Genomic DNA, 11,620 nt, shown 5'->3' with positions numbered 1-11,620 from the left:
CCCGGGAAACCTCCGGCGTCCGATAGCCTAATTACAAGGTCATGAACAAGACTTTGCCCGCCGCCGTCCTCGCATTCGCCACCCTGAGCGCCGCCGCCCAGCAGGAGAAGAAGGCGCCCGCCGAGCCGAAGCCCGCCGTGAAGCCGGTTAGCCTGGCCGTTAGCCCTAAGGCAAACACCTCCAAAGATTTAAGTCCTCTGGCCGCCACCCGCCGCTGGCAGGTCGATCCGGAAGGCCGCCCACTGACCATCAAGATCGACGCGCAGCGTCAGCCGACCAAGTAAAGAAGGTTCATTTAATAAATAGTTTTTCGGCTATTTCCGGGGGGAAATAGCCGAATTACTATTATATGGCCCAAGATCAAACGCACGCGACGCCGGTCCACATCCAGTTTGCTTCGGCTCCCACTGCCGACCAAATAGCGCAGCAGACCGCCGCCCGCCATCAGCAGGCGGTGGAAAGCGAGCAGCGGATCCGGAAAGAACTTTCCCAGGCGGCCCCCGCTCCCACGCCGCAGGCAGGCCCGAAGGAGATTTCGATCTCCCAAGCCACGGGCCAGTTGACCCCTTCCGCACCCACCAAGGTCAATCTGGGCCAAACGCAGGAGCGCACCGACGTGCAGGTGCTTTATTCGAAGGAAGACCTGGGCAACCTGCTGCACGCCGGCCAGCCCGTGGCCAACAAATCCGCCTACCAGCCGGAAGTCCGGCCGGTGAACCTGGCCGCCCAGGCCTGGCAGGGCTTGACCAACGTGCCGCGCTCCGGCCAGCACAGCCAGGATAGTCAGGCTCCCACGAAGCAGCAGGGACAGGAGCGGTAAGCCGCTTTTAGCCGGGCCACACTTTTCGCCCCCGCAGATTCTTTTTGAATCTGCGGGGGTTTTTGTTTTGAGTAGCCCCATCACGCATGACGCCTCTTAAAATCGGTTTGGCCGGAATGGGAACGGTGGGGCAGGGGGTCTGGACCCATCTGCGGGGACAAGCGGACATCCTGCTGCAACGCTGCGGCCGCCCGCTGGAAATCCGCCAGGTGGCCGTCCGCAACCCGGAAAAGGTCGCCGCCCTCAATCTACCCCCGGAGATCGTCACCCGGGATTGGCGGGACCTGGTGAAGAACCCGGACCTGGACGTCATCGTCGAGCTGATCGGCGGCACGGGCGACGCCTTTGAGCTGATCCGCGGGGCCCTGGAAGCGGGCAAGCACGTCGTCACCGCCAACAAGGCCCTGCTGGCGGAGCGCGGCGCGGAACTGTTCCAGCTGGCCGCCGAGAAGAAGCGCCAGCTCCTCTACGAGGCGAGCGTCGCCGGCGGCATCCCGCTCCTCCAATCCCTGCGGGAAGGCCTGATCGCCAACCGGATCACCGCCATCTACGGCATCATCAACGGGACCTGCAATTACATCCTTTCCCGCATGAGCGCGGAGGGGCTGGACTACGCCTCCGTCCTGGCCGAGGCCAAGAAACTGGGCTACGCGGAGGCTGACGAGAGCCTCGACGTCGACGGCTACGACACCGCCCACAAGGCCGCCGTCCTGGCCGCCCTGGCCTACGGCTTCTGGCCCTCCCTCAAGGAAATCCCGACGAAGGGCATCAGCAACCTGGAACGGAAAGACATCCAGTTCGCCCACAGCCTCGGCTACGAGGTGAAGCTCCTGGCCATCCTCAAGGCAGGCCGCTCCAAGCGCGTGGAGGTGCAGGTGCAGCCCACCCTCGTCCCGCTCAATCACGTGCTGGCTTCCATCAAGGGAGTCTTCAACGCGGTCCTCGTCCGGGGCGACGTCGTCGGCGAAACACTATTCTACGGCCGCGGCGCCGGGGCCGATCCCACCGCCAGCGCCGTCTTAAGCGACCTGGCCTCCCTGGCCCAGGGCGCGGAGCAGGGCGGGCTCCTCTGGAGCCAGGCAGGCAACGTCCGCCTGGCGACGCCGGACGACGTCGTCGCCCGCTACTACCTGCGTCTGATGGTGGAAGACCAGCCGGGCGTCCTGGCCCAGGTGGCCGCCGTCCTGGGGCGGCGGAAGATCGGCATCTCCTCCGTCATCCAGCCGGAGGGCTCCGGCGGGCCGGTGCCCCTCATCCTCATGATCCATGACGCGAACACGCACGATTTCCAGGAAGCCCGCGTCGAGCTGGAGCAGCTCCCCATCGTGAAGGGGCCCGCCGTCAGCCTGCGGGTCGAGGACTTCACGTCATGAGCCGCGCGCCGCGCTGGCCCGGCGTGATGGAGGCCTACCGCAGCCGCCTGCCCATTCAGGATTACCGCCGCGTCATCACCCTTTTGGAGGGGAACACCCCGCTCATTCCGGCGCCGCGCCTGCCGAAGGCCATCGGGGCCGACATCGACCTGCACGTGAAGTTCGAGGCGGCCAACCCGACGGCCTCCTTCAAGGACCGGGGCATGACGATGGCGATGAGCGAGGCCGTCCACAAAGGGGCCCAGGCCGTCGTCTGCGCCAGCACCGGGAACACCTCCGCCTCCGCCGCCGCCTACGCCGCGCGGGCGGAACTGCGCTGCATCGTCATCCTGCCGCACGGGAAGATTTCCCTGGGGAAGCTTTCCCAGGCCCTCATGTACGGCGCGGAACTGGTCATGATCGAGGGGAATTTCGACGACGCGCTCAACGTCGTCCGCGACCTGGGGCAGCGGCCGGAATTCGCCGTCGTCAACTCGATCAACCCGGTCCGCCTGGAGGGGCAGAAGACCGCCGCCTTCGAGATCTGCGACGTCCTGGGCGACGCGCCCGACTTCCATTTCCTCCCCGTGGGCAACGCCGGGAACATCACCGCCTACTGGAAGGGCTTTCGCGAATACGCGCAGGACGGCCTCTCCACGCGGACGCCGAAGATCTTCGGCTACCAGGCCGCCGGGGCCGCCCCGATCGTGGAGAACCGGGTGATCCCCGATCCCCAGACCTTCGCCAGCGCCATCCGCATCGGCAACCCGGCCAGCTGGAAGGGCGCCACCGCCGCCGCCGCCGAGTCCCACGGGCGGATCGACAAGGTGACGGACGAGGAAATCGCCGCCGCCTACAAGATGCTGGCCTCCCTGGAAGGCATTTTCGTGGAGCCCGCCTCCGCGACGCCCGTCGCCGGGCTCATCAAGGCGCACCAAGCCGGCCTGGTGCCCGCGGGCAGCCGCGTCACCGTCACGGTGACCGGGCACGGGCTGAAGGACCAGGACGCGGCAAAGGCCGCCGCGGCCCAGGAACCGAAGGTCACCGCCCCGACCGCCGAGGCGGTGCTCAAGGCGCTGGGCATTTAAATTTATGGCAACCGATTGGACGTTCGACGTGGAACGGGCGCGGCACGCCGCGCGGCTTATCGACAGGCATGAGGTGGAGATCGCCCAGCTTCCGCCCGGGCAGCCCCGCATCGCCCCGGTCCTGGCGGCCGATCCGGGCCGGAAGCCGGAGGCGGGCTTCCACCTTTCACGGGTGTTTCCGAAGAACCTCCATTTCGACGCGCCTCTCAAGGCGGGGCAACAGGCTCTCTCCCCCGTGGAGGGATACGAGGCGCAGATCGTCTCCTCCCGCGTGAAGGTGTTCTACCGGGAGTTTTCCGACGAGGACCAGAGCTACAAGTCGCCCCAGGACGTCCTCATCCAAAACAACTACCTGGGCCGTCAGACCCCGGACGGCCCGCTCCACCGGATCGAGGAGTCGATGGCCTTCTCCTTCGGCCAATTTCTGGCCGTCTATCCTCCCGCCAAGGAATTGGCCGTGGAGCACGGCCTGGAGCTTCCCCACAGTTTCATCGATTTCGAGCCCTGGATCGCCATGCTCGAAAAGCGGGCGGAGCGGAACGCGAGCCTCGCCTCCGTCGCCGGAGAGATGAAGGGGAGCAAGGGGCAGCCGTCCACGGACACGCCCGGCCAGGACCGCGACGCCGCGCGTTAGCCCTGCGCCTGCTGGCGCAGCCAATGGTCGGCCAGGACCAGGCGGACCATCGCCTCCACCATGGGCACCGCCCGGGGCAGGACGCAGGGGTCGTGACGGCCGCGGGCTTTCAATTCCGCCTCCTCACCGCTGGTAGAAACCGTTTGCTGCGCCTGGGCGATCGTCGCCACCGGCTTGAAGGCGACGCGCAGGAAAAGGTCTTCCCCGTTGCTGATGCCGCCCTGGATGCCGCCGCTGCGGTTGGTCCGGGTGCGGATGCGGCCGCTCTCGTTATAGAACGCGTCGTTGTGCTCGGAGCCGCGCAGGCGCGCGCCGGAGAAGCCGGAGCCGACCTCGAAGCCCTTTGAGGCGGGGAGGCTCATGACGGCCTTGGCCAGGTCGGCCTCCAGCTTGTCGAAGACCGGCTCGCCCAGGCCCACGGGCATGCCGCGCACCACGCAGCTGACGACGCCGCCCAGGGAGTCGCCCTGGGAGCGGGCTTCCTCGATCTTCTCGACGATCTTTTCCGCGCCCCGCGCATCCGGCCAGCGGACGATGTTTCCTTCCACCTCCTCCCGACGGACGGCGGCGGGATCGGCCCCGGCCTCGACGTCATGGACCTGGGAGACGTAGGCGACGATCTCCAGCCCCGGCAGGGCCTTTTGCAAGAGCTGCCAGGCGACGGCCCCGCCCGCGACGCGGCCGATGGTTTCCCGCGCGGAGGCCCGGCCCCCGCCCGCCACGGCGCGGATGCCGTACTTGGCCTGGTAGGTGTAGTCCGCGTGGGAGGGGCGGTAGAGAGTCTCCATCTCCTTGTACGCCTCGGGACGGAAATCCTCGTTGGTGACGGAGATGGCGATGGGGGTGCCCAGGGTAAGCCCCTCGGAGACGCCGGAGAGGATCCGGCAGGTGTCCGATTCCTTCCGGGGAGTGACGATCTTGCTCTGTCCGGGGCGGCGCCGGTCCAGGTCCACCTGGATCATCGCCTCGGTGAGGGGAAGCCGGGGAGGGCACCCATCAACGACCACGCCGACCGCGCCGCCGTGGGATTCACCCCAGGTGGTGATACGGAAGAGGTGGCCGAATGTGTTTGGCATATCGTATTGGTTGCGATACGCTAACAATAGTTTTTCCGCATTGCAATGAACAAGCATTTGGTTCTGGTCGGCATGATGGGAAGCGGGAAAACCACCGTCGCAAACTGGTTGCACCGGCAGGGCGGCATGCCCTTTTACGACACCGACCACCTGATTGAGCAGCGGGAAAAGAAGACCATCCCGGAAATTTTCCGCGAGCGCGGCGAATCTTATTTCCGCGAGCAGGAACGCCTTATCGCCAGTGAAGTGGCCGGGCGGACGCCCGGCGTCATCGCCACGGGCGGAGGCCTTTTCGCCGACGCGGAGAGCCGCCGGGTCCTCCTGGAAAAAGGGGTCGTTTTCTACCTGGAAGCTTCCGCGAAGGAGCTGGCCGACCGCATCCGCCACACCGCGCACCGCCCCCTGCTCAAGGACAAGCCCGCCGCCGAGACGCTGGAGGAGCTGCTGAAGAAACGGGATGCCGACTACCGGCAGGCCCACCACGTCGTTTCGATCGCCCGCCGGTCCACGGAAGAGGTGGCGGCGGAAATCCTGAGCCTCTACCGCCGGGAGGGGAAGCGCCCCGTCCTCGGCTTCCTGGGCACGGGGAAAATGGCCCGCGCGCTGGCCAGCGGCCTGGCGGCCAAGGCGGCGGGAAGCGTCGCCTTTCCCTTCCTGGGCACCGCGCGGAGCGCCGATTCCCGCGCAGCCTTCACCGCCTCCCTGCCGGGCCGGTCGGAGGCGCTGGAAGACAACCGGGCCTTGGTCGAGCGCGCCGACGTCGTTCTCTTGGGCATCAAGCCCGCCCAGGCCGCCGAGGTCCTGCCGCCCCTGCGGGAAGCGGCGGCGGGCAAGCTCTTCGTCTCCCTCCTGGCGGGGCTGAAGCTTTCCCGTCTTCAGGAATTGCTGGGGCCTCAGGCCCGCGTCGTCCGGTCGATGCCGAATACGCCGACCCTGATCGGGGAGGGGGTCACCGCCTACGCCGCCGGGCCGGGCGTGACGGAAGGAGACCTGGCCCTTGTCCAAACCCTCCTGGAAAGCTGCGGCCTGGCCCGCCGGGTGGAGGAGAAGGAACTGGATGCCGTCACCGCCGTCAGCGGCAGCGGCCCGGCCTACGTCTACCACTTCCTCAACGCCCTCATTGAGGGAGGGATCGAGCAGGGCCTCTCACCGGAAGCGGCGCGGGAACTGGCCGTCCAAACCGTGCGGGGCGCCGCCGGGATGGTCGCCGCTTCCTCGGAATCCCCCTTGGCCCTGGCCGCCCAGGTAAAGAGCCCCAACGGCACGACGCTGGCCGGATGCCGCGTGCTGGAGGAGGGGAACTGGGAGAAAATTTTGCGGGAAGCCGTCGCGGCCGCGCGCGCGCGCTCGGAAGCCCTTAGCAAGGAATTATGACGAAACACACGCTGCCATCGCTCCTGATCGCGCTGGGTTGTGCGATCCTTCTCAGCCTCTCCGCCCGGGCGGCCACGCCTGCCTGGATGACCAATTATGAGGACGCCCGCGCCCTCTCCAAGCGGATCGAGCATCCGCTTCTCTTGGTCTTCCTCAGCTCGGACCACTCCGCGCCCAGCATGCGGATGGAGGATGAGGTCTTCAACACCTCCAAGTTCTGCCGCTACGCGGCGAAGCATTTCGTCCTGGTCCGGATCGATTTCCGCGAAAACCAGGCGGGCCAGGACCCCGCCCTCCTGGAGCAGAACGAGCGGCTGCGGGAGAAATACAACGTCAACGAGATGCCCACCTGCATCGTCCTGGATTCCAAGGAACGCCTTTCCAAGAGCATCGTCGGCTACGCCCCGGGCGGCCCGGACCCCTTTATCGAAGCCCTGGTCCCGGTGGAACGGGACTAGCTTGCAGGGAAGGGTGACTGGAGCCATCTACAGCGCCGCCAGCGGCCTGAATTACAATTCCCAGGTCGTCGACACCGCCGCCAACAACCTGGCCAATGCGGTGACCTCCGGTTACCAATCCCGCTCCCTCCAGGCCTCGGCCCAGGCGGGCGGGGGCGTGGCCGCTTCCGGCGTCCGTTACGATTTTTCCGGCGGCCCGCTTCTCCAGACCGGGCAGGCCTCCAGCCTGGCCATCAGCGGGCAGGGTTATTTCCAGGTGGAAACTTCCGGCGGGGATACCTCCTATACCCGCAGCGGGGATTTCGTCCAGGATGCCCAGGGTTACCTGCGCACGCCGGACGGCGGCTACCTGGTGAGCGGCGGCAGCCGCGTCCAGGCCCCCGCGGGCTCCTCCCTTTCCGTAGGCAGCGGCGGGGCGATCACCGCCACCCTTTCCGACGGGAGTACGCAAAACCTGGGCACCCTGCAGCTGGCCAACTTCAGCAACAGCCAGGGCCTGACTCCCACCGGCGGCGGCCTTTATTCCCCCAGTGCCGCTTCCGGCCAGGCCTCCACCGGCTCTCCCGGCACGGGCGGGATGGGGACCGTTGTCTCAGGCGCGCTGGAAATCTCCAACGTCGATCCCGCCACGGAAATGGTGAGCATGATCGTCGGCCAGCGGGGTTTCGAGGCCAACGTGAAGACCATCCAGGTCAGCGACGAAATGCTCCGGAAGGCCTACGAAATGGTCGACACGAAGAAGCATCACGGCGACGCCTGAATGCCCGTGACTTAAAGGGGGCCCGCCCGCTAAAGTAGGGGCCGATGGCGGCCCGCCCCATTCCCGAAGCCGATTTGGCCGAAACCTTCTGCCGCTCTTCCGGCCCCGGCGGCCAGAACGTCAACAAGGTCAACACCGCCGTCCACCTCCGCCACATCCCCACCGGCTTGGCCGTCCGCGCGGAAAGCTCCCGCCACCGGGAGCAGAACCGGACGGAGGCCCGCCGCCTCCTGGCCGAGCGCCTGGCGGAGCGGGAGCGGGAAAAGACCGCCGCCCGCCGCGCCGAGCGGGAGAAGCAGCGCCGCCGCCGCTCGCCCCGGCCCCGGGGGCTTAAGGAAAAGATCCTCCGCCACAAGAAGCGGCGAGGGGATTTGAAAAAACTGCGCGGGCGCGCTACCGATTAGCCTCGATGCCTTTCCACGTCGCCACCTGGATGCGCCCGAAGGACGAAGACCTCTTCGCCCGCTCCTTCGCCCCCTTCCCGGAAATCGTCCTGCGCGACCAGCGCCACCCTCTCTCCCTGGACGAGGCCGACGGCCTCCTCCTTACCGGCGGGTGCGACATTTCCCAACCCTTCCTGCGCCAGGACGTGCCCGATCCCGCCCACATCCAGGAGCCGGAGCCGGACCGGGACGCCTGGGAGTTCCCCGCCCTGCGCCGCGCGCTGGAGCGGGGCATCCCCGTCCTGGGCATCTGCCGCGGGCACCAGGTGCTCAACGTCGGCCTGGGCGGGACCCTCCTTTTGGACATCCCGGGCCACGGCCTGCCGGAGCAGCGGGACGGAAACATCCAGGACCTCCGTTACGAGGCGGAGCGCCCCTTCTGCCGTTTTGAAAAAGTGAACAGCTCCCATCATCAGGCCATCGACCGCCTGGGGGAGGGGCTCGCCGTGGAGGCCCGCTCCGCCGACGGCGTCATCGAACAAGTGCGGCACAGGAAGGCTTCCTTCGTCGCGGGCGTTCAGTATCATCCGGAGCGCCATCCGCAATACGGGCCCCTTTTCGCCGCGTTCGCGGAGGCAGTGAAAAACCAGGCATGAAATCGTTCCAATCCCTTTCCCTCACCTCCAAGATCCTTATCGGCTGCTGCATCCTGCTGCTGCTCCCGGGCGCTTTGGAGCTGGTCTCCGGCTGGCAGATCGTGGCCGTCCGCCGCCACACGGAAGACCTTTCCAATCTCTACCTTTCCCAGGCCCGGCTGGCCACCGACCTGCAGAATTTGGCCCGCGTCGCCTCTCCCGACTCCCTCAACACCATCGGCCGAAAAATGGACGAGGCCGACTCCCTGGGCCGCCGGTACCCCCAGGCGGAGCCTCTCCACCGCCTCCTGCCGGATCTCCATGCCGCGACCGAACGCCTGCGCCGCCAGTTCTCCACCCTCAACGACACCTCCGTGCTTCTGGAAAAGCAGCTCAAGGAACTGCAAACCACCGCCAACACGTCCAAGACCGACCTCGACGCCCTAACCCAGATCCAGCAGGCCGAACCCGCCGCGACGAAGGCCGCCGCCGCCCGCGTGGCCAAGGAAGCCGATCTGATCCGCCAGATGCAGACGGAATACGCCCAGATCCGCGACTCCCAGCTGCGGGGATGGTTCTCCGGCGAGAATTTCGACAAGATCCATGGGCAGCTGGACGACCTGGCCTCCATGGCCCGCGCCTCCGTCGTCACCGACGCCGCGGGCAAAGTCCGGGAGAGCATGCCCGCCTTTCAGCAGGCCCTGCAGGACTCCTTCCAGACCCGCGCCGCCTTCGGCCAGCAGCGCGGCATCGTCGCCTCCGCCCAGGAGGATTTGACCCGGGTCTCCACCGACCTGCTGACGAAGAGCCTGGCCCAGGCCTCCCAGGCCGCGCAGCGGAGCGCGGGGGATTTGAACTACGCCTCCATCACCCTCTACGTCGGCCTCATCTGCGCGATCATCTCCGGCGTCGCCCTGGCGCTCCTTTTGGCCCGCTCCCTCATCCGGCCCAGCCTCCACATCATCGAGCGCCTCTCCCATAACGTGGAGGAAACCAACGCCGCCGCGGAAAAAGTCTCCACCACCAGCAGCGCCCTGGCGCAGGGCGCCAGCCAGCAGGCGGCCGCCCTCCAGCAGACCAGCGCCTCCCTGGAGCAGATGTCCAGCCTCAGCCGCCATAACAGCGAGAGCGCCAAACTGGCCCAGCAGCGGGCCCACAGCGCCCTGCAAACCGCGCAAAACGGCGTGCGGGACATGGAACAGATGGCTTCCGTCATGGAGGAGATGAGGCGCGCCGGGGCGGAGATGTCGGACTCAATCGCCGCCATCAAGCAGGCCAGCGACGGCATCGCCAAGATCATCAAGACCATCGACGAGATCGCCTTTCAGACCAACCTGCTGGCCCTCAACGCCGCCGTCGAGGCTGCGCGGGCGGGGGAGGCGGGCATGGGCTTCGGCGTCGTGGCGGAGGAAGTGCGGAACCTGGCCCGCCGCAGCGCGGAAGCGGCCAAGGAAACCAGCGAGATGATCGAGGACTCCATCAACAAGAGCGAGCGGGGCGTCGAGATCAACAGCCGGGTGGTCAGCTCCCTGCAAAGCCTGGGGTCCAGCGCCCAGACGATGCAGAGCCATCTGCAGGAAATCCTGGCCCGCATCCGGGAGGTCGACACCTTCGGCGCGGAAACGGCCCAGGCTTCCTCGGAGCAGAGCCTGGGCATCGGCCAGCTCAACCAAGCCGTCAGCAGCATCGACCAGGTCACCCAGGCCAACGCCGCCCACGCGGAGCAGACAGCCATCGCCGCGGAGGCCCTCAGCGCCCAGGCGCGGGAATTGCGCCGGGTCAGCGAGGAGCTGATCGGCTTCATCCAGGGAACGGACGGAGCGCACGCCTCCGGCCCGCGCCCGCCTTTCGGCGGCACGCCGGAGGAGATCATCCCTCTGCCCCCGCCGTCCCCGGACGCCGGCGCGGCGCTCTTCCAGCGCGTCTCCGGCTCCCAGCCCCAGCCGGGGTCATGGCAATGACGCGCCGGCTCCTCCTCTGGCTTTTCCTGGCCGCCGCAACCGGGACCGCCTCCGCCCAGACGGAAGCCGCCGACGGGCCGCCGGAAGTCAGCTACGCCGATTTGAGCCTCCATCTTCCCCGCTACGACGGGAAAACCATCCGGGCTCACGGCAAATTCCATTACCTCCAAAATACCGCGCCCGTCTTCGAGATGCTGATGGGGGACCATCCCGTCAGCGTCTTCATCAGCCAGCTGCCGCCGGAATCCCAGCAGGTCGTCCGCGGGCTGCGCCCTTTTTCCGACACGCCCCTCGTCGTCACCGGCGTGCCGCGCTACGGCCCGGAACACGGCAACGACATCTTCATCATGGCCTCCAAGATCGACGTGGAGGGCTCCTCCGCCCACTACTCCTACGATCCTAAGAACGGCATCGTGACTTGCCCGGAGATCACCCGCTTTTCCCAGCGTTACCTGAACTCCCCCGCCACGGTGCAGGGCCGCTTCGACTTCCGCTCCCCTTCGGAAAACGTCTTCACCATTTGGCGCGGCACCGACTCCATGGAGGTCGACTTCGGCCGCCTTCCCAACGACGTTCAGACCACGCTCCTCCAGGAGCCGAATTTTTCCAACCGCGTCGTGACGGTGAAGGGCGTCGTCCGCCCGTCCCCATTGCGGCAGGGGCAATACCGGATCGAGGCCAGCTCCGTCGAGTTCACCGCCCCCCCCGCCGACGCCGCTCCCGCCGAAACGAAGCCCGGCCAGCCTCCCTCCGCCACGTACGCGGACCTTCTGGCCAAGCCCGCCGCCTACGCGGGCAAGAAGGTCCTCATGCGCGGCTCCTACGAGTGCCCGGCAACGGCTCCGCACGCCTTCCAGATACGGGTAGGCCCCGACACCATCGAGGTCATTGGCGACAAGCTGCCCGTCTCCGTCCAGAACCGGCTCCATTCCTTGACGCCCTTCACGGAAGTCGCCCTGCGGGTCACCGGCACCGTACGGGCTTACTCCGATTCGGGCACCCGGTATTACCTGGTCGCGGATAAGGTCGAATTCCTCGAATAGCGGGCATTTTGGCGCTGGCTTGCGCCATTTTGTCTC

13 protein-coding genes are annotated in these 11,620 nt (G+C 67.1%); 12 read left to right on the top strand and 1 reads right to left on the bottom strand.

The features are described 5' to 3' along the window. Positions 1–41: 41 nt before the first annotated feature. The 5 genes from PW734_12610 (at position 42) to PW734_12590 (ending at position 3,894) form a co-directional block, all read left to right on the top strand. Positions 42–284: a hypothetical protein gene (locus PW734_12610; GenBank protein ID MDE1172027.1), complete on the top strand. Its 243-nt coding sequence runs from the start codon at positions 42–44 to the stop codon at positions 282–284. A 65-nt stretch (positions 285–349) separates the two neighbouring features. Next, entirely contained in the window at positions 350–820 is a 471-nt protein-coding gene (locus tag PW734_12605) for a hypothetical protein (protein ID MDE1172026.1), read from the top strand. 86 nt (positions 821–906) lie between these two features. Then, positions 907–2,193, top strand: coding sequence for a homoserine dehydrogenase (locus tag PW734_12600; GenBank protein MDE1172025.1), 1,287 nt, complete (start codon positions 907–909; stop codon positions 2,191–2,193). Further along, positions 2,190–3,260 carry a threonine synthase gene (thrC, locus tag PW734_12595; GenBank protein ID MDE1172024.1) on the top strand — a complete coding sequence of 357 codons (1,071 nt, stop codon included), beginning with the start codon at positions 2,190–2,192 and terminating at the stop codon, positions 3,258–3,260. The genes PW734_12600 and thrC overlap by 4 nt, the downstream gene beginning before the upstream one ends. Positions 3,261–3,264: 4 nt before the next feature. Beyond that, positions 3,265–3,894, top strand: coding sequence for a hypothetical protein (locus tag PW734_12590; GenBank protein ID MDE1172023.1), 630 nt, complete (start codon positions 3,265–3,267; stop codon positions 3,892–3,894). On the opposite strand, the gene aroC is transcribed toward PW734_12590, so the two are convergent. Continuing rightward, positions 3,891–4,970 carry a chorismate synthase gene (aroC, locus tag PW734_12585; GenBank protein ID MDE1172022.1) on the bottom strand — a complete coding sequence of 360 codons (1,080 nt, stop codon included), beginning with the start codon at positions 4,968–4,970 and terminating at the stop codon, positions 3,891–3,893. The two genes, PW734_12590 and aroC, sit on opposite strands and share 4 nt — an antisense overlap. Positions 4,971–5,015: 45 nt before the next feature. Here aroC and proC point away from each other — a divergent pair, with 45 nt between their 5' ends. Genes proC through PW734_12550 form a run of 7 tightly spaced genes read left to right on the top strand, consistent with a single transcriptional unit; the run spans position 5,016 to position 11,584 of the window. Then, positions 5,016–6,344, top strand: a complete 1,329-nt coding sequence (proC, locus tag PW734_12580; protein MDE1172021.1) for a pyrroline-5-carboxylate reductase — start codon at positions 5,016–5,018, stop codon at positions 6,342–6,344. After that, positions 6,341–6,802 (top strand): thioredoxin family protein, encoded by a 462-nt coding sequence (locus PW734_12575; GenBank protein ID MDE1172020.1) that lies wholly within the window; start codon positions 6,341–6,343, stop codon positions 6,800–6,802. The genes proC and PW734_12575 overlap by 4 nt, the downstream gene beginning before the upstream one ends. A gap of 13 nt (positions 6,803–6,815) precedes the next feature. Further along, positions 6,816–7,562: a flagellar hook basal-body protein gene (locus tag PW734_12570; GenBank protein ID MDE1172019.1), complete on the top strand. Its 747-nt coding sequence runs from the start codon at positions 6,816–6,818 to the stop codon at positions 7,560–7,562. A 44-nt stretch (positions 7,563–7,606) separates the two neighbouring features. Then, positions 7,607–7,966: a peptide chain release factor-like protein gene (locus PW734_12565; protein MDE1172018.1), complete on the top strand. Its 360-nt coding sequence runs from the start codon at positions 7,607–7,609 to the stop codon at positions 7,964–7,966. A 5-nt stretch (positions 7,967–7,971) separates the two neighbouring features. Beyond that, a complete protein-coding gene (locus PW734_12560) occupies positions 7,972–8,601 on the top strand; it encodes a type 1 glutamine amidotransferase (GenBank protein ID MDE1172017.1) in 630 nt (209 codons plus the stop codon). Then, a complete protein-coding gene (locus PW734_12555; protein ID MDE1172016.1) occupies positions 8,598–10,541 on the top strand; it encodes a methyl-accepting chemotaxis protein in 1,944 nt (647 codons plus the stop codon). Before PW734_12560 ends, PW734_12555 begins: the two co-directional genes overlap by 4 nt. After that, positions 10,532–11,584 (top strand): hypothetical protein, encoded by a 1,053-nt coding sequence (locus PW734_12550; GenBank protein ID MDE1172015.1) that lies wholly within the window; start codon positions 10,532–10,534, stop codon positions 11,582–11,584. Before PW734_12555 ends, PW734_12550 begins: the two co-directional genes overlap by 10 nt. Positions 11,585–11,620: the final 36 nt, after the last annotated feature.

It is taken from the genome of Verrucomicrobium sp. (assembly GCA_028283855.1).
GTDB lineage: Bacteria > Verrucomicrobiota > Verrucomicrobiia > Methylacidiphilales > GAS474 > GAS474.
This window is presented reverse-complemented; position numbering and strand designations above follow the sequence as displayed.

What these genes read in the sequence shown, in the direction of transcription:
- PW734_12555 (MDE1172016.1), top strand. Translation starts at nt 8,598, where the DNA reads ATGAAATCGTTCCAATCCCTTTCCCTCACCTCCAAGATCCTTATCGGC.
- PW734_12575 (MDE1172020.1), top strand. Translation starts at nt 6,341, where the DNA reads ATGACGAAACACACGCTGCCATCGCTCCTGATCGCGCTGGGTTGTGCG.
- PW734_12560 (MDE1172017.1), top strand. Translation starts at nt 7,972, where the DNA reads ATGCCTTTCCACGTCGCCACCTGGATGCGCCCGAAGGACGAAGACCTC.
- proC (MDE1172021.1), top strand. Translation starts at nt 5,016, where the DNA reads ATGAACAAGCATTTGGTTCTGGTCGGCATGATGGGAAGCGGGAAAACC.
- PW734_12610 (MDE1172027.1), top strand. Translation starts at nt 42, where the DNA reads ATGAACAAGACTTTGCCCGCCGCCGTCCTCGCATTCGCCACCCTGAGC.
- aroC (MDE1172022.1), bottom strand. Translation starts at nt 4,970, where the DNA reads ATGCCAAACACATTCGGCCACCTCTTCCGTATCACCACCTGGGGTGAA.
- PW734_12605 (MDE1172026.1), top strand. Translation starts at nt 350, where the DNA reads ATGGCCCAAGATCAAACGCACGCGACGCCGGTCCACATCCAGTTTGCT.
- thrC (MDE1172024.1), top strand. Translation starts at nt 2,190, where the DNA reads ATGAGCCGCGCGCCGCGCTGGCCCGGCGTGATGGAGGCCTACCGCAGC.
- PW734_12565 (MDE1172018.1), top strand. Translation starts at nt 7,607, where the DNA reads ATGGCGGCCCGCCCCATTCCCGAAGCCGATTTGGCCGAAACCTTCTGC.
- PW734_12590 (MDE1172023.1), top strand. Translation starts at nt 3,265, where the DNA reads ATGGCAACCGATTGGACGTTCGACGTGGAACGGGCGCGGCACGCCGCG.
- PW734_12550 (MDE1172015.1), top strand. Translation starts at nt 10,532, where the DNA reads ATGGCAATGACGCGCCGGCTCCTCCTCTGGCTTTTCCTGGCCGCCGCA.
- PW734_12600 (MDE1172025.1), top strand. Translation starts at nt 907, where the DNA reads ATGACGCCTCTTAAAATCGGTTTGGCCGGAATGGGAACGGTGGGGCAG.